The organism is uncultured Haliea sp. (assembly GCF_963973825.1).
Classification (GTDB): Bacteria; Pseudomonadota; Gammaproteobacteria; order Pseudomonadales; family Halieaceae; genus Haliea.
In genome coordinates, this window is sequence record NZ_CAXBAE010000014.1 from 31,623 (window position 1) to 50,944 (window position 19,322).

General features: G+C 63.5%; 22 protein-coding genes. 16 read left to right on the forward strand and 6 right to left on the reverse strand.

Annotation, left to right across the window (positions count from 1 at the left end; translation table 11 throughout):
• Positions 1 to 27: 27 nt before the first annotated feature.
• Genes AACZ17_RS14710 through AACZ17_RS14720 form a run of 3 tightly spaced genes read left to right on the forward strand, consistent with a single transcriptional unit; the run spans position 28 to position 2,046 of the window.
• Positions 28 to 603: a peptidylprolyl isomerase gene (locus tag AACZ17_RS14710; protein WP_290741664.1), complete on the forward strand. Its 576-nt coding sequence runs from the start codon at positions 28 to 30 to the stop codon at positions 601 to 603.
• Positions 600 to 1,370, forward strand: a complete 771-nt coding sequence (locus AACZ17_RS14715; RefSeq protein ID WP_290741662.1) for a pyridoxine 5'-phosphate synthase — start codon at positions 600 to 602, stop codon at positions 1,368 to 1,370. The genes AACZ17_RS14710 and AACZ17_RS14715 overlap by 4 nt, the downstream gene beginning before the upstream one ends.
• A gap of 4 nt (positions 1,371 to 1,374) precedes the next feature.
• Complete coding sequence (locus AACZ17_RS14720; protein WP_290741660.1) at positions 1,375 to 2,046, forward strand: pseudouridine synthase; 672 nt, start codon at positions 1,375 to 1,377, stop codon at positions 2,044 to 2,046.
• Between the two features lies 1 nt (position 2,047).
• Here AACZ17_RS14720 and AACZ17_RS14725 read toward each other — a convergent pair whose 3' ends face one another.
• The gene (locus AACZ17_RS14725; protein WP_290741658.1) at positions 2,048 to 2,872 is read right to left on the reverse strand and encodes a sulfurtransferase; all 825 of its coding nucleotides are present in this window, start codon (positions 2,870 to 2,872) and stop codon (positions 2,048 to 2,050) included.
• A gap of 135 nt (positions 2,873 to 3,007) precedes the next feature.
• On the opposite strand from AACZ17_RS14725, the gene AACZ17_RS14730 reads away from it, so the two are divergent.
• The 3 genes from AACZ17_RS14730 (at position 3,008) to AACZ17_RS14740 (ending at position 5,711) form a co-directional block, all read left to right on the forward strand.
• The gene (locus tag AACZ17_RS14730; protein WP_290741656.1) at positions 3,008 to 3,511 is read left to right on the forward strand and encodes a DUF2244 domain-containing protein; all 504 of its coding nucleotides are present in this window, start codon (positions 3,008 to 3,010) and stop codon (positions 3,509 to 3,511) included.
• Between the two features lie 147 nt (positions 3,512 to 3,658).
• Entirely contained in the window at positions 3,659 to 4,984 is a 1,326-nt protein-coding gene (rimO, locus tag AACZ17_RS14735) for a 30S ribosomal protein S12 methylthiotransferase RimO (RefSeq protein WP_290741654.1), read from the forward strand.
• Between the two features lie 7 nt (positions 4,985 to 4,991).
• Positions 4,992 to 5,711, forward strand: coding sequence for a 16S rRNA (uracil(1498)-N(3))-methyltransferase (locus AACZ17_RS14740; protein WP_290741652.1), 720 nt, complete (start codon positions 4,992 to 4,994; stop codon positions 5,709 to 5,711).
• Here AACZ17_RS14740 and AACZ17_RS14745 read toward each other — a convergent pair.
• Positions 5,708 to 8,176: a TonB-dependent receptor gene (locus tag AACZ17_RS14745; protein ID WP_339638678.1), complete on the reverse strand. Its 2,469-nt coding sequence runs from the start codon at positions 8,174 to 8,176 to the stop codon at positions 5,708 to 5,710. The genes AACZ17_RS14740 and AACZ17_RS14745 overlap by 4 nt on opposite strands.
• 117 nt (positions 8,177 to 8,293) lie before the next feature.
• Positions 8,294 to 8,959 (reverse strand): peptide-methionine (S)-S-oxide reductase MsrA, encoded by a 666-nt coding sequence (msrA, locus tag AACZ17_RS14750; protein ID WP_290741648.1) that lies wholly within the window; start codon positions 8,957 to 8,959, stop codon positions 8,294 to 8,296.
• Positions 8,960 to 9,162: 203 nt separating this feature from the next.
• On the opposite strand from msrA, the gene AACZ17_RS14755 reads away from it, so the two are divergent.
• From AACZ17_RS14755 to htpX, 5 genes are all read left to right on the forward strand, one after another.
• The gene (locus AACZ17_RS14755) at positions 9,163 to 9,351 is read left to right on the forward strand and encodes a hypothetical protein (protein WP_290741646.1); all 189 of its coding nucleotides are present in this window, start codon (positions 9,163 to 9,165) and stop codon (positions 9,349 to 9,351) included.
• A gap of 13 nt (positions 9,352 to 9,364) precedes the next feature.
• Positions 9,365 to 10,051 (forward strand): VWA domain-containing protein, encoded by a 687-nt coding sequence (locus AACZ17_RS14760; RefSeq protein ID WP_290741645.1) that lies wholly within the window; start codon positions 9,365 to 9,367, stop codon positions 10,049 to 10,051.
• Positions 10,052 to 10,059: 8 nt separating this feature from the next.
• The gene (locus AACZ17_RS14765) at positions 10,060 to 10,779 is read left to right on the forward strand and encodes a molecular chaperone DnaJ (RefSeq protein WP_290741643.1); all 720 of its coding nucleotides are present in this window, start codon (positions 10,060 to 10,062) and stop codon (positions 10,777 to 10,779) included.
• An 84-nt stretch (positions 10,780 to 10,863) separates the two neighbouring features.
• Entirely contained in the window at positions 10,864 to 11,184 is a 321-nt protein-coding gene (locus AACZ17_RS14770) for a hypothetical protein (RefSeq protein WP_290741641.1), read from the forward strand.
• A gap of 10 nt (positions 11,185 to 11,194) precedes the next feature.
• Positions 11,195 to 12,076, forward strand: a complete 882-nt coding sequence (gene htpX / locus AACZ17_RS14775; protein WP_290741639.1) for a protease HtpX — start codon at positions 11,195 to 11,197, stop codon at positions 12,074 to 12,076.
• On the opposite strand, the gene AACZ17_RS14780 is transcribed toward htpX, so the two are convergent.
• Together AACZ17_RS14780 and AACZ17_RS14785 are read right to left on the reverse strand one after the other, a co-directional pair.
• The gene (locus AACZ17_RS14780) at positions 12,054 to 12,767 is read right to left on the reverse strand and encodes an EthD domain-containing protein (RefSeq protein ID WP_290741637.1); all 714 of its coding nucleotides are present in this window, start codon (positions 12,765 to 12,767) and stop codon (positions 12,054 to 12,056) included. The two genes, htpX and AACZ17_RS14780, sit on opposite strands and share 23 nt — an antisense overlap.
• 8 nt (positions 12,768 to 12,775) lie before the next feature.
• The gene (locus tag AACZ17_RS14785) at positions 12,776 to 13,546 is read right to left on the reverse strand and encodes a glucose 1-dehydrogenase (RefSeq protein ID WP_290741635.1); all 771 of its coding nucleotides are present in this window, start codon (positions 13,544 to 13,546) and stop codon (positions 12,776 to 12,778) included.
• Positions 13,547 to 13,740: 194 nt separating this feature from the next.
• Here AACZ17_RS14785 and AACZ17_RS14790 point away from each other — a divergent pair, with 194 nt between their 5' ends.
• Together AACZ17_RS14790 and AACZ17_RS14795 are read left to right on the forward strand one after the other, a co-directional pair.
• Entirely contained in the window at positions 13,741 to 14,478 is a 738-nt protein-coding gene (locus AACZ17_RS14790; protein ID WP_290741633.1) for a DUF1499 domain-containing protein, read from the forward strand.
• Positions 14,479 to 14,495: 17 nt separating this feature from the next.
• Positions 14,496 to 15,524, forward strand: coding sequence for a trypsin-like peptidase domain-containing protein (locus AACZ17_RS14795; protein ID WP_290741742.1), 1,029 nt, complete (start codon positions 14,496 to 14,498; stop codon positions 15,522 to 15,524).
• Between the two features lie 34 nt (positions 15,525 to 15,558).
• Here AACZ17_RS14795 and AACZ17_RS14800 read toward each other — a convergent pair whose 3' ends face one another.
• Complete coding sequence (locus AACZ17_RS14800; RefSeq protein ID WP_290741630.1) at positions 15,559 to 16,308, reverse strand: SDR family NAD(P)-dependent oxidoreductase; 750 nt, start codon at positions 16,306 to 16,308, stop codon at positions 15,559 to 15,561.
• Positions 16,309 to 16,570: 262 nt separating this feature from the next.
• Here AACZ17_RS14800 and AACZ17_RS14805 point away from each other — a divergent pair, with 262 nt between their 5' ends.
• Genes AACZ17_RS14805 through AACZ17_RS14815 form a run of 3 tightly spaced genes read left to right on the forward strand, consistent with a single transcriptional unit; the run spans position 16,571 to position 19,321 of the window.
• The gene (locus AACZ17_RS14805; protein ID WP_290741628.1) at positions 16,571 to 17,779 is read left to right on the forward strand and encodes an acyl-CoA dehydrogenase family protein; all 1,209 of its coding nucleotides are present in this window, start codon (positions 16,571 to 16,573) and stop codon (positions 17,777 to 17,779) included.
• Positions 17,780 to 17,789: 10 nt separating this feature from the next.
• Entirely contained in the window at positions 17,790 to 18,929 is a 1,140-nt protein-coding gene (locus AACZ17_RS14810) for an acyl-CoA dehydrogenase (protein ID WP_290741626.1), read from the forward strand.
• Between the two features lie 29 nt (positions 18,930 to 18,958).
• A complete protein-coding gene (locus AACZ17_RS14815; protein ID WP_290741624.1) occupies positions 18,959 to 19,321 on the forward strand; it encodes a nuclear transport factor 2 family protein in 363 nt (120 codons plus the stop codon).
• Position 19,322: the final 1 nt, after the last annotated feature.

The window sequence follows — 19,322 nt, forward strand, 5'->3', positions numbered from 1 at the left end:
CCTGAGCCCCCAACGGAGACCACACTGATGAAAGCTGTTTTCAGCCTGTTGATCGCCTTGCTGCTGGCGCTCAACCCCGCCTGGTCACAGGAGCCGGGGCCCAACGCCCCGCTGGTGACGATCAGTACCAGCGAGGGCAACATCACGCTGCGTCTGTTCCCGGACAAGTCACCACTGACCGTAGCCAACTTCCTGTCCTATGTGGACAGCGGGCACTACGACGGCACCATTTTTCATCGCGTCATTCCCAACTTCATGATTCAGGGCGGGGGCTTTCTGCCCGACATGACGGAAAAGGCGACCGGCGAGCCGATTGTCAATGAATCCCGCAACCGGCTGCACAATATCCGCGGGACCATCGCCATGGCACGCACCTCCGACCCGGATTCGGCGACGGCGCAATTCTTCATCAACCAGCGCAGCAACCTGCAGCTGGACTGGTCGCCGGGCCAGGTTGGCTACACGGTATTTGGCGAGGTGATCGAGGGCATGTCGGTGGTGGACTACATTGCCTCCAGCCCGGTGCGCCAGTGGGCGGGTTTCCAGGACGTGCCGGTAGAACCCATTCTGATACACAGCGTCCAGCGCAAGACCAGCGAATGACCGCACTCAGCGTCAACCTGAACAAGATCGCGCTGATCCGCAATTCACGCGATACCCGCAACCCCGATATTCCCCTGCACGCCCAGCTGTGCATTGACGCCGGGGCCGACGGCATTACCGTCCACCCGCGGCCCGACCAGCGCCATATCCGGGTGCAGGATTGCCACGATCTGGCGGCTATGCTCACCGTGGAATTCAACATCGAGGGCAACCCCATGACCGGCCCGCGCAAGAGTGATCGCGCGGGTGTCAGCGACTACCCCGGCTTCATGGCGCTGGTGCGTGAAATTCGCCCGGCTCAGGCGACGCTGGTGCCGGACGGCGACAACCAGCTGACCTCCGATCACGGCTTTGACCTGCAACGGGACGGCGAGCAGATTGCGCCGCTGGTCGCCGAACTCAAGGCACTGGGGATTCGCACCAGCCTGTTTATGGATCCGGATCCGGCCCAGATCCGCCTCGCCGCGCAGGTGGGCGCCGACCGTATTGAGCTGTATACCGAGGCTTATGCGCGGGCCTACGCAGCGGGCGCCGAGGTGGATGCCGTACTGCAGCGCTACATCCGCGCGGCGGAGACGGCGGCCGAGGTGGGCCTGGGCGTGAACGCGGGCCACGATCTCGACCTGCAAAATCTGCCCCTGTTCAGCCGTGTACCGGGCTTGCTCGAGGTGTCGATCGGCCATGCGCTGACTGTCGATGCCCTGCGCCTCGGCCTCGCCACTACCATTGCCGCCTATCAGCGCGCACTGGGCAAGGCGGGCGGCTGAAGATGTGAGCAGCGAAGACGAGCTGCCCCCCTACCTGGTGCCCCACAGCCAGGAGCCGATTCGCATCCTGTATGCCGACGCCGACCTGCTGCTGGTGCGCAAGCCGCACCTGCTCCTCAGCGTGCCGGGGCGGCATCCCCTCAACCGCGACTGCCTGATCAGCCGGCTGCAGCAGGACTACCCCCGAGCCAGCATGGTCCACCGTCTGGACCTCGATACCTCGGGCATCATGGTGGTACCCCTGAACCGCGCCTGCCATGCCCACCTCAGCCGCCAGTTTCAGGAAAGGCTGGTCTACAAGCGCTACGAGGCCGTGGTCTGGGGCGTCGTGGAGCCCGACCGGGGTGAAATCAGCTTGCCTATCGTCAGTGACTGGGAGCGCCGGCCGCTGCAGAAGATCTGCTTCGAGACCGGGCGCGAGGCGGTGACCTGGTTCGAGGTGATGGCGCGCGAAGCAGACCGCACGCGGCTGCAGCTGATGCCCCAAACCGGGCGTTCACACCAGCTGCGCATCCACTGTCGGGAACTCGGCCACCCGATTCTCGGCTGTGACATGTACGCCCACGAGGCGGCACTGGCCATGGCGCCCCGGCTCCTGCTGCACGCCACGGAGCTAGGCTTTACGCACCCGACCACCGGAGACTGGCTACAGGAAGCCTGCCCCGCCGACTTCTAGACTACTCATCAGCCACCAAATGGCTGCACCAGTCCGACCAGCTGCCGGCATACAGCAGCGCGCTTTCATCCCCTGCGCGGGCCAGGGCAAACAGATTGACGCAGGCCGTTACGCCGCTGCCGCAGTACACCACGCGCGGCCTGCCCTCGGGTAGCCCCGCAAAGTGCGCAGACAGGCGGGCATCATCCAGCAGGAAGCCCTGCGCATCGGACACCGCCTGCCAGGGCAGGTTCAGCGCACCGGGGATATGCCCCGCGACCGGATCCAGTGGCTCCTCGAGGCCGGCATAGCGGGCGGGATCCCGGGAGTCCAACAGGGGTGACCCGGCGCTCTGCAGCGACGCGAGCGCGGTGATATCCACCACACCGCGGTAAGGCTCCACGGTCGGCATCGCGCAGGGCTCAGGCTGCGGAATGGCCTGCTCCTCCGCACCACCGGCCGCCAGCCAGCCCGCATAACCCCCATCCAGCAACTCGGGTGGACGGTAACCCAGTGCGCGCAACAGCCACCAGAAGCGGGCCGCAAAGGCGAAACGGGCGTCGTCATAGGCCACCACCCGGGCGCCCGGATGGATCCCCAGCGAGGCGAGCCGGGCTGTCAGCTGCCGGGCATCAGGCAGGGGATGGCGCCCCCCGTGGCGCGCCACGGGGGCCGAGAGGTCCTTTTCGAGGTCGAGGTAATGTGCACCGGGAATATGGCCACGCAAATAGGCCTCGCGACCCGCGTCGGGCTGGCCCAGGACAAACCGGCAATCGACGATGGTGGCGTCCGTCGCCTGCGCCAGTTGCCCGGCACTGATCAGTATTGCGGAAGACTGTCTGCTCATACCCGGAGTGTAGCGCCTGGGTTACCGCTCGCCCAGCGCCGCGCAGGGGTTTTGTCGCTGGTCAAAACAGGGACATGCATGCCAGCGGGGCGCGACTGTACTAGACTGTCGCAAATTCCTCAGAGGCCGCCACACGTGGTCGTACGCAGCTGCGATGGTGACACCATAACCATCATTGCCAAACCCAACCAGTCTGCCACCTGGCGAACCAACAAGCTGGTCATTCTGGCGCTGGCGGTGCCCTCACTGGGTGCCGGTATCGGTTTTGCCCTGGCGGGTGCCTGGGTCATCCTGCCCTTTGCCGGGCTGGAGCTCGCGGCACTCGGCGGCTCCCTGTATTACGTCAACTGGAAACTGCAATACCGCCATGTCATCACCCTTGATGCAACCACGGTGCGTATCGACAAGGGTTTCTATCTGCCGCGCCAGAGCTGGGCGTTTCCACGCCAACGCACCGGGCTCAGCATACAGCCGGAGCGCCACCCCTGGGACGCACCGGCGCTGAGCCTGCAAAGCTCCGGCGAGAGCATCCGGGTGGGCGAGTTTCTCAACCGGGACGACGGACTACTGTTGCAACAGCAGCTGCAGCGGGAATTGCGTACCAGCAGCATCGCCAGACAGGCCAGCCAGGCATTCTAGAGCGCCCACTTTTCGCGCATTTCCCTCTGCAGACCGGCGGGCTATCAGGTATCATCGCGCCTCATTGACAACACCATCCCAACCGGCAGCTGACCCTCTCGCCGGGACCTTCAACGCGCCACGCAGACGGCAGCCACGGGTGACATCATGAGCAACGCGGACAAGAAAACCATCGGCTTCGTCAGCCTGGGCTGCCCCAAGGCCCTGGTGGATTCGGAGCGCATCCTGACGCAGCTCAAGCTGGACGGCTACGACATTGTGCCCAGCTATGAGGATGCGCAGCTGGTGGTGGTAAACACCTGCGGTTTCATTGACAGTGCGAAGCAGGAGTCGCTGGACGCCATCGGCGAAGCCCTGAGCGAAAATGGCAGGGTGATTGTCACCGGCTGCATGGGCAAGGGCGCCGATGCCGACGCCATCCGCGAACTGCACCCCAAAGTCCTCAGCGTAACCGGGCCCGCTGCCTATGAAGAGGTGGTGAGCGCGGTACACCAGTACGTGCCGCACACCCCCGTACACGATCCCTACGTGGATCTGGTTCCGCCACAGGGCATAAAGCTGACACCGCGGCACTACGCCTACCTGAAAATCTCGGAAGGCTGCAACCACCGCTGCAGCTTCTGCATTATCCCGCATATGCGCGGTGATCTGGTGAGTCGGCCCATCGGTGACGTGATGGAAGAAGCCGAGCGGCTGGTGCGCGCCGGTGTGCGCGAGCTGCTGGTGATCTCCCAGGACACCAGCGCCTACGGCGTTGACCTGAAATACCGCACCGGTTTCTGGAATGGGCGGCCGATGAAAACCAGCATGCAGTCGCTGTGTGAGGGGCTGGCCGAGTTCGGCATCTGGGTGCGACTGCATTACGTGTACCCCTACCCACATGTGGACCACGTACTCCCGCTGATGGCCGAAGGCAGGATCCTCCCGTACCTCGATATCCCCTTTCAACACGGCAGTCCCAGCGTGCTGAAACGCATGAAACGCCCCGCCGCCGCAGAGAAGTCGCTGGAGCGCATTCATCGCTGGCGCGAGGTCTGCCCCGACATCACCCTGCGCAGTACCTTTATCGTGGGATTCCCGGGCGAAACCGACGCCGATTTCGAAACGCTGCTGGACTTCCTGCGCGAAGCACAGCTGGACCGGGTCGGCTGTTTCCAGTACTCACCGGTGGCGGGCGCACCCGCCAACGACCTGCCCGACCAGGTGCCCGATATCGTCAAGCAGGAGCGCTGGGACCGTTTCATGGCACTGCAGCAGGAGATCAGCGCCGCCAAGTTGCAGGCTAAGGTGGGACGGCGGATTGAGATTCTCATAGATGAAGTGGACGACCAGGGCGCTATCGGCCGCTCCAGCGCGGATGCCCCGGAGATCGATGGCAAGGTCTACCTCGACGGCGTTACCGATCTGCAGCCCGGCGACTTTGTGGAGGCCGAGGTCACCGCCGCCGACGACTACGACCTGTGGGCAGGCTAGTCACCCGGTGAACCTGCTGCTTTTCAAGGCCGGAGAATGCACCGCCGACGGCCAGCTGCGCGTGACCGGCCGTCGCGCGCAGCACCTGCGGCAGGTTTTGCAGGCCAAACCCGGCGATACCCTGCAGGTGGGGCAGATCGATGGCCGGGTCGGCACCGCCGAACTGATGGCCATCGACCCGCACAGCGCCACCCTGCAGGTGAGCCTGACCCATACGGCGCCAGCGAAACTGCCCGTGACCCTGGTACTGGCGTTGCCGCGGCCGAAGATGCTGCGACGCATCCTGCGTACGGCAGCCGAATTCGGCGCGCGCGAAATACACCTGATAAACAGCTACCGTGTAGAAAAAAGCTATTGGCAAACGCCGGTACTCGGGGCCGCCGTCATCGAGGATTACCTGCTACAGGGGCTGGAGCAGGCGCGCGACACCGTCATTCCCCCGGTGCTACTACACCGCCGCTTCAAACCTTTCGTCGAGGACCGGCTGCCGGACATCATCGCCGGGCGCTGTGCCCTGCTGGCGCATCCCGGCATTGCGCCACTGGCACCCGCGGAACTACAGGACGACACGGTGCTGGTGGTGGGTCCGGAGGGCGGCTTCATACCCTACGAGGCAGAGAAACTGCTGGCGGCGGGCTGTCGCCAGGTCTCGCTGGGCGACCGCATTCTCCGGGTGGAAAATGCGGTCGCTGCGCTACTGGCGAGAGGGCTGCAGGTGCAGGCCTAGAAGCGGTACTGAATTTCGGCCCCGTACATACGCGGCGGCGCCACGGCAACCCCCCCTGTGCCCGAAGACTCAACCAGCGCGATACCGCCGTTGATGTAGTCCTCGTCGGTGAGGTTGGTACCATACAGCGAAGCGCTCCAGCGCTCATCGGTGGAGGTCCATCCCAGACGTGCGCTCAGCTCGAACTGTTCATCTTCGAACCACAGACCCGTCGTGCAACTCAACGCATCAAAGCAGAACTCCATATCGAACTTCCAACTGGCCTGGATGCGCGGCAGGAAGGTCCCCCAGGCGGTGTCCAGCGCGTACTGGGCAGAGAGCAGGTAGCTCTGCTCAGGCAGGCGGGGCAGATTCTCGCTGGAGCGGTCGTTGGGGCAGGAATCGACCTGGATAAGGCTCAGGTCGGCGCGCACGCAGCCCGCCGCCGGCGGCACACTGGTGTCGGCAATCCTGATCTGCTCGTCCATGAACTCCTTGATCTCACCGTCGGTAAAGGTGGCGTTGAAACCGATGATCAGGTTATCCGTCGCCAGCCAGGTGGTCTCCAGTTCGAAGCCCTTGATGGTCGACTTGGCCGCATTGATGGTGGCTGGCGAGGGCGAATTCACCTCCGGGTTGATCACCAGCGTTGTCAACTGACGGTTGGTGTAGTCGCTGTAGAAAAACGCGCCATTCAGCCGCAGCCGGCGATCCAGTAAATCCAGCTTGAAGCCCAGCTCGATATTCTCCACTTCCTCGGGCTCAAAGGGCTCCAGCTCTCCCGTGGGCGACTCCGAGAGACCGCCAGACAGGAAGCCCTCGCTGTAGGTGAGATACAGGCTGCCCTGGTCCAGCCAGTCGCTGTCGCCAATCAGGTACTGGATACTGGCCATGGGTGTCACGTCACTGTTGGAAACCTTGCGCTGGCGCACCTCGCTTTCCTCCAGCACGAAGGCCGGGTTGTACTCAAAGCCCGGGCGCTGCACGACGAACAGGCCGCCGCCCACGGGGATGGCCGGGCCGCCATTGGCATCCAGCGTGCTGGCATCAATACTGTAGTCCTGCACCCGCAGGTCGCGGCTTTCGTCCGTATAGCGCAGGCCGAGGGTGGTACGCCACTGCGGGGTGAACTCCCACTCCACCTGCGCGTAGGCCGCAATGGCATCGTTCTTCGCAGTCAGGCTGCTGGGCGAGATGTTAAGGAAAAACAGGTTGGCGATGGCCGGGGCGAAGGGCCCGAGGAAACTGATACTCTGGCGGCCGCCACTCTCCTCTTCAAACCAGAACAGGCCGCTGACGTACTGCATGCGGTCGTCAAAGGCACTGCCAATGAGCTGAAACTCCTGGCTGTACTGGTCACTTTCACCGGCACCGCCCTGCGGGTGCACGGTGTTGGTGCGGTGCAGGAACGGGATACCGGTGTGGTCCAGTTCGTCGTTTTGTGAGGCTTCGGTGTAGCGATAGGCGCTGATACTTTTGAATGACAGGTCCGGGTTGATGGCCCATTCGGCCACCAGTGAAGCTCCGCGATTTTCCGCCTTGTAATCGCCCCCGAGGTCCGATATCACCGTGCGCGGGTCGCCGCCGCCGGCCTGCGCCGCTTCCTCACAGAAATCGGCCAGGGTGCGGCCCGTGGCGGGGCCGATGGCTATCGCATTGAACAGCGCTGCCTGCCAGCCATTGGCGCCCTCAACATTGACGCACTTCTGGGGACGCATCTTCTGGTCGGTATCCGCCCAGTTCAGGTTCAGGTCCAGCGTCAGGTCCTCGCTCGCCGCCCAACGCGTCTGCCAGATCAGGCTCTGCCGATCTTCGTCCATGTAGTCTTCGCCGTCGAAAAGGTTCTCTATCTGACCGTCGCGCTTGCGCGTGACTCCGGACAGGCGAGTCCAGACGGAGTCAGTCAGGGGCACGTTGAGTACGAACTCCGTGTCCAACCGATCATAATTGCCGACCCGCAGACCTACCGAACCCTCAAACTCCTCCACCGGCTTGTTTGTGGTGAACACCAATGCACCGCCGGTGGTGTTCTTGCCAAAGAGCGTGCCCTGCGGGCCGCGCAGGACCTGCACCGACTGCACATCGTTCAGGTCGAGCAAGGCGCCGTCCGGTCGTCCCAGGTAAACATCATCGATGTAGATACCAACACCCGAGTCGATGTTCTCCCCCGTATTGCGCTGCCCGACCCCGCGGATGTAGACGCTGGCCAGCGGCGCAGACCCGTTGGCCTCCACCACGTCGATATTCGGGGCGAGCGTATTGAGATCTGCGAGGTTGCGTACGCCGGCCTCGCGCAGGGCGGCGGCATCCAGCGCCGTTACGGCCAACGGGGTTTCCTGCAGGCTCTCGGCGCGTTTACGCGCCGTCACCACCACCTCCTCCAGCACCATGCCCTGCGCCAGCACAGGCGCAACGGCGCCGGCGGACAATGCACCGGCGACCGCCAGGGAAAGAACAGACATCCGCGGAAATTCGTTGTTGAACATCAACTGCACCTCACCATTATCGTTATCGTTCGAGTGTGCTCGCCAACACTAACGGCGATTAGTCTGGATTAAACAGCCTTTGCGTCATCCGGGCAAGACGCCTTTGCTTCGCAGGACTCAATTTTTACCGCCCACTGCCAGACCCAGCGGACAGCTGACCCCGGTACCACCGAGTCCGCAGTAACCACCCGGGTTCTTGGCGAGATACTGCTGGTGGTACTCCTCGGCGTAATAGAAGGGCGACGCCGGGGCTATCTCGGTCGTGATGGCACCGTAACCGGATTGCTCCAGCGCCGCCTGGAACCGATCCCTGCTCTCCAGCGCCTGCGCCAGCTGCTCCTCGCCGTAGGTGTAGATAGCGGAGCGGTACTGTGTTCCCAGATCATTGCCCTGGCGCATGCCCTGGGTCGGGTCATGCCCCTCCCAGAAATGCTGCAGCAAGCGTTCGTAGCTGATCTGTGACGGGTCGAAAACCACCAGCACCGCCTCGGTGTGGCCTGTACCGCCACTGCACACCTCCTGATAGGTGGGATTGGGTGTATGACCACCCGCATAGCCAGCCGCGCTGGTGTACACCCCCTCAAGCTGCCAGAACAGGCGCTCGACACCCCAGAAGCAACCCATGCCGAACACGGCCTGCTGCAGGGGAGCAGGAAACGGCCCTTGCAGCGGATGACCGCTGACAAAGTGCGCCGGCGGCACCGGCAGGGATTCACTGCGCCCCGGCAGGGCGGATGCCGCATCGGGCAATGCGCGCTTTTTGCGGATATCGAACAGACTCATACGGCTCACCTCGATTCAACAGACAAGCCAGTGTACTGCCCTTCCCCTCTCCGGTGTAGCCGGTGTAAGCTCGGGGCAACGCGAATCCAGTGGCCTGCCGACAAACTGTCACAATTTTGCCCTAGCGTGATGCCTGACACGGGCAGGCGCAGTGAACCAAACCCCCTGCGCCGGGTCTGACTGGAGAGAACAGGACAACGACGATGAATACAAACACGACATTCAATCCCGGGGCGCTGTGCAGCCGCAAGCTGTTGCGTATTGTTGCCGGACAGGAACAGTTGCCTAACCTCGACGAGCAGGGGCTGCGCAGCGCCATCGCGGAGCTTGCCGAGCGCCGCACCTACCTCATTGAACTGGAGCGCCTCGGCAAGCTCAACGCGAGGCATTGACGCAGCAACCGCCATGGCGAAACCCCCTGCCCGAACATCCAGTTCACAGGACATTCAGGCATTTCTCGGCACTGCCAAGGCGGTTGCCGTGTTTGCCGAGCGCCATCCCCGACTTGTTTTCGCCATAGACGCCACGGCCAGTCGCAAACCGACCTGGGCATTCGCGCGCGATCGTCAGGCGGCCATGTTCCACAGTGCCGGGCAGGTAGCCTCACTCAGTATCCAGCTCTGCTACTACCGCGGCTTCCACGAGTTCAGGGCCAGCCCCTGGCTCAGCGACAGCAAGGCACTCGCCGGGCAGATGATGCGGGTACGCTGCGAAGGCGGACACACGCAAATTCAACGGCTGTTGCGCCATGCACTGGCAGTACATCGGGAAACCCCCTTGAGAGGCCTGGTCTTTATCGGTGACGCGCTGGAGGAGTCACCGGATGAGGTCTGCCATCTCGCCGGCGAGTGCGGACTGCGCAAGCTGCCGTTGTTCCTCTTCCAGGAAGGTGCCGACAGTGCGGTGCAGCGCACGTTCCAGAGCATGGCGCGGCTGAGCGGCGGTGCCTGGGCGCGTTTCGATCAACACAGTGCAGACACGCTGTCAGACCTGCTCGATGCCGTGGCGCGATATGCCACGGGTGGGCGGGCCGCGCTGGAGAATCACCCCGGGCAAGGTGCTAAACTGCTCCTCCAACAGCTGAAACCCTGAGGGCCAACGTGCCGAGAATCCTGCTGCTACTGGCAATCGCCGCGGCCCTGTACATCCTGTACCTGCGCGCTCGTACATTGCCACCCCACAAGCGCAGGGCGCAGTACATCAAACTCTGCATTGCAGCGGCGGCCGTCATCGTGCTGTACCTGACGCTGACTGGCCGCATGCACTGGGTCGGAGCCGCGCTCACCGGTCTGCTGGTTGCAGGCCGGCAAATGCTGCCACTGCTGATCCGTCTCTTTCCCATGCTCAGCTCGCTGCGCAACCGTTCGGCGAACGCAGCGCATGGCCGACAGTCCACGGTGGAAAGCGCGGTGCTGCGCATGCACCTGGACCACGATAGCGGCAAACTCAGCGGGGAAGTCCTGTCTGGCCCATTCAAGGAATGGCGCCTGGATGAACTGGATCGAAGCCAGTTGGAAACGCTCCTGCACTACTGCCGGCAGCAGGACAACGATTCCGTACAACTACTGGACAGCTACCTGCAACAGCGTTTTCCCGGCGAGACGGATTTCGGCGCGACACAGTCGAGCCCCCCGCCCGACAGCCAGAGCGGTCTGACGCGCCGCGAGGCACTCGCCATTCTCGGACTTGGCGACGATGCCAGCGATGAGGACATTGTGGCTGCCCACCGCAAACTCATGCAGAAGCTGCACCCGGATCGCGGGGGCAACCACTACCTGGCGGCCAAGGTCAACGAGGCCAAGGACTTCCTGCTCGGCTGAGCCGGGGAACCCGCCGCAGGCTGGTGTCGATCGCAACGACTCATTACACTGCGCGGCGCAACGCGTGAGAGGAGCCCGCAACACATGAGTGAGGTATTTGTCATCCGCAATCAGCTCGGCCACTACTGGGGCAAGTCCAGGAGCTGGCTGGACGGCCGCGATGCGCGCCTGGTAGCGCGCCTGAAACACCACGACGAAGGCATCAACCTGCTGTTCGAGCTGAGCAGCAAGGATGTGTCGCTGCGCGGCGAAGTGCTGGCAGTCGAACTGGACGCGCGCGGAGAGCCGGCGATCGAACCCAGCAGCCACCCACTGCCCGACCCGACGCCCGATCTGCTGACAGACAGGGAACAGAATCCATCAGCCGCCGGTCAAAGCGGGGCTGCATCAACCACCACGAGGTGAAACGACTGTCATGAGAATCCTGCTCTTCCTTGCCACAAACTTCGCAGTACTGGTACTGGTCAGCATTATTTTCAATCTGCTGGGCCTGGAAGGTATTCTTGCCGCCAACGGGGTGGACCTGAACCTGGGGCCCCTGCTCATCTTCTGCGCCCTGTTCGGCTTCGGTGGGTCGCTGATCTCTCTGTTCCTGTCCAAGTGGATGGCAAAGCGGGGCACCGGCACCTACATCATCGAACAGCCGCGAAACCGCGAAGAACAATGGCTGCTGGACACGGTGCGGGAACTCGCCGACGAGGTGGGTATCGGCATGCCGGAGGTGGGCATTTTTCCCTCCGAGGCGGCCAACGCCTTCGCCACGGGCTGGAATCGCAATGCGGCACTGGTTGCTGTGTCCAGCGGCATGTTGCAGCGTTTCCAGCCCGCCGAAGTCCGCGCCGTCATGGCCCATGAAATTGGCCACGTCGCCAATGGCGATATGGTGACCCTGACCTTGATTCAGGGGGTGGTCAACACCTTCGTCATGTTTCTCGCGCGCATCATCGGCCACACGGTTGACCGGGTCGTCTTCAAGACCGAGCGCGGCTACGGCATAGGCTATTACGTGGTCACGATTGTCGCCGAACTGGTCCTGGGCATCCTGGCCAGCATGATCGTGTTCTGGTTTTCGCGCTGGCGTGAATACCGCGCCGACGCCGCGGGTGCCCGACTCGCCGGCAGCGGGGCCATGGTCGCCGCACTGCAGCGCCTGCGTGCCGAGCAGGGCCTGCCGCAGGACTTGCCGGGGGAGCTGACAGCGTTCGGCATCAGCGAACAGTTGAAAGAAGGGTTCTCCGCCCTGTTTCGCTCACACCCGCCGCTGGAAGACCGGATCAGGGCCCTGCAGCAGGGCTGAACCAGTACGCGCTCATCGGCACGACATCAATCTTGTCGAAGTCGATGAAGCGCGCGCAACTCTCCATCATGGCCGTCTGGTGGGCCTGCAGGGTCGCGTCGTCCGGCGCGGCATAGAAACTGTGCGCGGAGGTCATCGCCTCGGCCGGGAAGTCTTCTTCCACGATGGCATCCAGGGATGGGCCACCCCCGTCGAGATCACACACCACCAGATTCTGCCGGTAGCCGAAGGTCGACTGCGTATCGATGGCAATCTGCCAATGACTGCCCTTCCAGATGTGCAGCCATTCGGCGACGTCGAGCCGCGGTGGACGCTGCAGCAAAGCCACCTGACAGAAGCCGGGAACCCGCGCATCGGCACCCGGCGGCTGCGTGGCGTTGACGACAGGCTCCGCCTCGGATACCAGCCAGGCGTGACTGCGCGCCACCAGTTCGGGCACCAGTGCCATGGGCTGCGGCCTGCGCCAGGCATCGTCCAACCAGACCGACAGCAGCGCGTCTGGCAGACTGCCGGAGTTGGCCAGACGCTTGTCTGCGGCGGGCGCCACGGCTGAGTCCACCACCGCGAGGCGCAGCCCGCGAACCGATTCCAGACGCTGCAGCGCCGGCACCAGGTCAGCCAGCAAACCCGCGCGAAACGCATCCTCACCCACTGCGGGGGCGCGCCAGAGCGCGTACTGTACCTTTTCCATGATGCCTCCTATGACAGGCCGACAGGCGGCGTGATCGTGGAGCAGTTATCGATCAGCATTTCAGTCCCGTTGACAAACCAGGACTCATCCGCAGCGAGGTAGAGCACCATCTGCGCGATATCTTCCGGGTTGCACATATCGTTGCCCTGCAGCGAAGCCAGCTCCTCCGGAGACGCCGAGTCCTTGCCTGTAGCAGCCTTGATGACCATGGGCGTACGCACACCATCCGGGTGGATGGAGTTGCAGCGGATGCCGTTGCCCTTCTCCTTGCAGTACATCGCAATGGATTTGGTGATGGAGCGTACTGCGCCCTTGCTGGCGCTGTAGGCCGCGGCAAAGGAAATGCCCTGGATAGCCGCCACCGATGACATGTTGATGATCGAGCCGCCGCCACTCTGCTCCATGGCCGGGATGGCGTGCTTGCAGCCGAGAAAAACACCCTCACTGTTCACGGACTGCACTTTGCGGAACATCGCCAGATCCGTGTCTACAATCGACGCGATGGTCAGCATACCGGCGTTGTTCACCAGAATGTCCAGGCGCCCAAACACGCTCAGGGTGTCGGCAATAACCTGCCGCCAGTTGTCTTCATCGGAAACATCCAGGCGCATGAAACGCGCGCGCCCACCGATGCTGTCCGCGACCGCCTGCCCATCTTTCTCGTTCAGGTCAGCGACCACCACAGAGGCACCCTCCTCTGCCAGCAGAATGGCGTCTGCCTTGCCCATCCCACTGGCGGCACCTGTAACAATGGCGACTTTACCGGCGACTCGTCCCATACTGCAGCTCCTTGTGCCCGTTGCGGGCTTGTTATCCGTGTGAGCGCTGGAGTTAAGCAAATGCCCCCACAAAGCTCAATGCGCCAGCCTCAAAACGCAGGGCGTGACTGCTCTGTTGAACCGTAGACGGGCCTCGCACACTGCGCCCCGGAATAGTATTCTCACCCCCTCTGCGACTTCGCCTGGAGCCCGACATGACCGACCATCCACGTCCCGCACGACTGCCAACGCTGCTCTTCTACTTCAGCGTCACTTTACTGCTGACACTGCCGCTGGCCGTGCTTGTTGTGCGGTCCGGCCACTGGCAACAGGGCCTGCTGCTGTACGCGCTGGCCTGCCTGCTGGCGGCAATCACCGCGCTACTGCTCACGGTGCTGTCTGTGCTGCCCCGCTACCGGCAGCAACGCAGGCGGCTGCTCACAGGACTGGCGTGCGCGTTGCCCGGCACGCTGCTTTTCCTGTCGGTTGTGGCGGGGCGGGGAGACTACCCTGCGATTCACGACATCACCACCGACCTCAGCGACCCACCGACATTCAGCCACGCGCCGTCCCTGCGCGGCCCGGACAGCAACCCGCTGGATATCAAGCCCGACAGTCTGGGCGCGCAGCAGGACGCCTATCCGGACCTGCAGTCGCTGCGCAGTGAACGCAGCGCGAACAATGCTTTCCGCCATGCGCTGGCCGTCGCTGACCAACTGGGCTGGAAAATCACCTGGCAGGATGCGGATGCATGGCGATTCGAGGCCGTCGACACCACCGCCATCATGGCCTTCAAGGATGATATCGCCGTGCGCATCCGCTCCACCTCCGAGGGCAGCGTGATCGACCTGCGTTCAGTATCGCGGGTGGGTGTGGGCGACATCGGCGCCAACGCCAAGCGCATCCGGGCGTTCCAGACGACCTTCGCGGAGGATCAGGGAGGACAGCTGTGAAACACTGGCTGTGCGTACTGGGTCTTGCGCTGCTACTGCCGTCGGCCCTGGCCCAGGAGGTTGACTACCTGAGCTTCGCCACCGAGGACGAGGCCAACAGCACGGAGATTTTCAGCAAGGCCAGCCCAGCGGTGGTGTTCGTTACCAACAAGGCCCTGCGGCGGGACCTGTTTTCACTGAACGTACACGAGATACCGCGCGGTTCCGGAACAGGTTTCGTGTGGGACCCCAGCGGCCTGATTGTCACCAACTTTCACGTGATAGCCGGAGCGCACCGGTTGACGGTCACCCTGCAGGATCGCAGCGAGTACGACGCGGAGGTCATAGGCGTGGCGCCGGAGAAGGATCTCGCCGTGCTGCGCATACAAAACCCGCCGGCGGGACTGACCACGCTGCCACTGGGCGATTCATCGGAGCTCAGCGTGGGTCGCAAGGTTCTCGCCATCGGCAATCCTTTCGGGCTCGACACCACACTGACCACCGGTGTGGTCAGCGCCCTGGGGCGCGAGATCCGCGCACCGGGCAACCGCACCATCCGCGGCGTCATCCAGACCGATGCCGCCATCAACCCGGGCAACTCGGGCGGCCCCCTGCTCAATTCCATGGGGCAGCTGGTGGGGGTGAATACCGCAATCTACAGCCCCAGCGGTGCCAGTGCGGGTATCGGCTTTGCCATTCCCGTGAATACGGTTCGGGAAGTGGTGCCCCAGCTGATCAGCTATGGCCGTATCCAGAGGCCCAGTCTCGGCCTGGAACTGGCCAGCGATCGCTGGATTCGTCGCTATCGAATCGAAGGGCTGCCTGTGGTGCGCGTATTCCCCGGCCTGCCTGCAGATCGTGCCGGCATCCGCGGTGCCTACCGCAACGCGCGAGGTGAAATCCTTCTGGGGGACATTATCACTGCCGTGGACGGCGAGGCCGTGCGCAGCAATGACGATTACCTGAGCCTGATCGAGCAGCATGAGCCCGGCGACACGGTAACCATCACCCTGCGCCGCGGCGATGAGCGGCGCGAGGTGAGCGTCAGATTGAGCGATTCAGAGTAGCGTGCAACGCCCGAGAACGGGCGCTGTGCCAACATCAGGAGAGCGTGCCACCGTCGACCCGGATGTCCTCGCCGGTGATATGCACCGCATCCTCGGATGCCAGCATGGCAATGACACCCGCCATGACCTCGGCATCTTTCGGACCGGACAGGGACGAAATACGCCCGATCAACTCAAAGTCCATGTTGGGTGGCCACTCGATGCCCGTGGTCATACCGCTGTTGATATCGCCAGGGCAGACGCAGTTGGCCCGTACGCCGCGCTTGGCAAACTCTACGGCGATGCTGCGTGTCATCGCCAGCACACCACCCTTGCTCGCTGAATACGCTGCACCACAGGGCAGTCCCGCAAGGGCCGCCGTGGACGCGGCGTTTACGATACTGCCGCGGGTCTCCATCAGGTGAGGCAGGACTTCCCTGCAGAGCAGCAGTGTCCCCGTCAGGTTGACGGCAATCACGCGCTGGAAGGCGTCCAGGGCGATCGCATCGGTATCGTCGAAGCGCAGAATCCCGGCCATGTTCACCAGCGCGTAGAGGCTGCCGTAGCGCGCCACGCAGGCCGCCACCGTATCCTTGACCTGGGTTTCATCAGACACGTCGCAACATTGTCCAGTTGCCTCGCCGCCCGCCGCCGAGATGGTCGCTACGGTGTCGTCGAGGCCAGCCTGACTGATATCCACGCAGTACACACTGCCACCCTCAGCCGCTATGCGCACTGCCGCGGCGCGCCCAATACCGCTGCCGGCTCCCGTGACCATGACTACCCTGTTCGTGAAACGCTGCATTGCCTGCCCTCGTGAATGAATTCCAGCGCCGGAGCATGAACCAGAGCCCAGGAGAGCGTCAATTCCGGCGGTACGCGGCACTGAACTCGACGCAGGTGATTGCGCAGCACCGGAGGGTTTGCTGCTCTATACCAGTGCTGCCTCTCGGGCCCGGCAATACGCTCAGCCGTTTGCTTATACTCGCGCGGTCATTACCCTTGGCACACTCGCCGCGCGCGCCCTCCCGGCAGCGCGAGAACGGCCGTCACACAGGAGATTGTGCGTGGAAGACCTAGACCAGTTTCGCGAGGAAACGCGGCAATGGCTGGAAGCCAACTGCCCCGCTTCGCAGCGGCTGCCGAATACACCGGAAGAACAGTACTGGGGCGGGCGGCGCGGCAGTTTTGCCAGCGACGATGCACGCGTCTGGTTCGAGCGGATGCGCGACCGCGGCTGGACTGCGCCGGAATGGCCCACAGCCTATGGCGGCGGCGGCCTCACGCCGCAGCAGGGGCAGATTCTGAAAGAGGAAATGAAGCGCATCAACGCGCGCACGCCCCTGTACAGTCTGGGTTTGTGGATGTTGGGGCCGGCGCTGCTGGAATATGGCAGTGAGGCACAGAAGCAAGAGCACCTGCGGGCCATCGTCAACGGGGAGTTTCGCTGGTGTCAGGGCTACTCCGAGCCAGGGGCAGGCTCCGACCTCGCCAGTCTGCAAACCCGGGCCGAAGACCAGGGCGATCACTTCCTGGTCAACGGCAGCAAAATCTGGACAACGGCCGCGGATCGCTCAGACTGGATCTTCTGCCTGGTGCGCACCGACCCCCACGCCAAGAAGCAGGAGGGCATCAGCTTCCTGCTCATCGACATGGCAAGCCCAGGAGTGAGCACCACGCCGATTGAGTTGATCAGCGGTGACTCCGAATTCTGCCAGACCTTTTTCGACAACGTTCGCGTGCCCAAGAGCAATCTGGTCGGCAAGCTGAACCAGGGATGGTCGGTGGCCAAGGCGCTGCTGGTCCACGAGCGTAAGCTGATGGCGGAAATCGGCGGGGATTCGCCGCGCAAGGAAATCCCCCCGGTCGAGGCTGCGCGGCGCTACCTGGAATTCACCGACGGCCGCATCGCCAACGCACAGCTGCGCAGCGACCTGGTCGACTACGAAATGCGCATGCATGCGATTGGCCTGACCCACATGCGCAGCTTTGAGGAGCGCGCGGCGGGCATCAAGGGAACCGTCGGGCTGGCAATGAAGTACCTCGGTACGGAGGCCATCAAGGACAAGAACGAGCTGCTGCTGGCCATTATGGGCACCCGTGGACTCGGCTGGGAGGCGCCCGGATTCACCCCGGAGGAACTCGACACCACCCGCCTCTGGGCGATGTCAAAAGCCATGACCATCGCCGGCGGCACCAGCGAAGTGCAGCTGAATGTGATCGCCAACCACGTCCTGCAGTTGCCGCAGCCCCCCAAAGCTGCCACCGAGTACTGAGGAGAACAGCATGGCACTGGTTTTGAATGAAGAACAGCGCTTGCTGGCCGAAACAGCACGCGAATTTCTGCAGAAGGAGGCGCCCGTCAGCGCCCTGCGCGCCCTGCGCAACGCCCGCGACCCGCTGGGGTATGACCCGGAGCTCTGGCGCCAGATGGCGGAGCTGGGCTGGGCGAGCGTGATCCTGCCCGAGGACGTTGGCGGCCTGGACTTCGGCTTCAGTGGCCTCGGCGTGGTGCTGCAGGAAACCGGCCGCACCCTGGCCGCGAGCCCGTTGTTCGCCACGGCAGTTGTCGGCGCGTCCGCGCTGTTACTGGGCGGCAGCGAAGCCCAGAAAGCAGACTACCTGCCACAGGTTGCAGCGGGCGAGCTTACGCTGGCGCTGGCGCTGGAGGAATCACACCACCACCGACCGCACCATATCGCCACCCGGCTGGAGAGGTCGGGTGACGGCTTTCTGCTTTCCGGTGAGAAGCTGTTTGTACTCGACGGTCATTCGGCGGATGCGCTGCTGGTAGTCGCCCGCAGCGCCGGCGAGACAAGCAGCCGCGACGGTCTCTCGGTGGTGCTTGTCCCGCGCGACACGTCAGGTGTCGAGATCGAACGCACCATCATGGCCGACAGCCGCAACGCCGCTAATATCCGCTTTAACGCGGTCAGCATCGCCAGCAACCAGGTCATCGGCACCGAGGGTGAGGCGGGGCGGTGGCTTGAGGACGTGCTCGACCGCGGTCGCATCGCCATGGCTGCCGAGATGCTGGGCAGCGTTGAAGAAGTGTTTGCGCGCACGGTGGCCTGGCTGAAGGAGCGCGTGCAGTTCGGCGTGCCCATCGGCAGCTTCCAGGCCCTGCAACACCGCGCCGCCAGTTTGCAGGCGGAGCTGGAGCTGGCACGCTCCGTGGTCCTGCAGGCGCTGACCGTCGTGGACGAGCAGCCACAGCAGCTGGCCATCATGGCCAGCCTCGCCAAGGCCACGCTCAACGACCTGGGCAGGCACGCCACCAATGAGGCCGTGCAGATGCACGGTGGCATCGGGGTAACCGATGAGCTTGAGATCGGGTTCTTCCTGAAACGCGCACGCACTGCCATGCAGATTCTTGGCGACACCGGTTTCCACAAAAACCGCTATGCCACCCTGTGCGGCTATTGAAGGCACACCACAGAAAACGAGGTCACTGAATGAACAATGCAGACAAGCTCGCCATGGTAGAACGCTACGTTGAGGCGTTCGAAAAATCCGATGTGGAGATTATCCGCGGCATGTACGCCGACAACGCCGTAGTAGAAGACCCGGTTGGCACGGAGCCGCATCGCGGCCTTGATGCCATCTGCGCGTTTTACCAGGGTGCCCTGGGCGCCGGCGCCAAACTGCGGCTGTCAGGGCAGGTGCGCTGCGCGGGCAATGCGGTCGCCTTCCCGTTCCATGTTGTCATGCCGGGAATGCAGATTGACGTTATCGATGTGTTTGAATTCGATGACAATGGCAAGATCAGCAGTATGAAAGCCTACTGGGGTCCGGACAACCTGCGCAAGGACGGCTGAC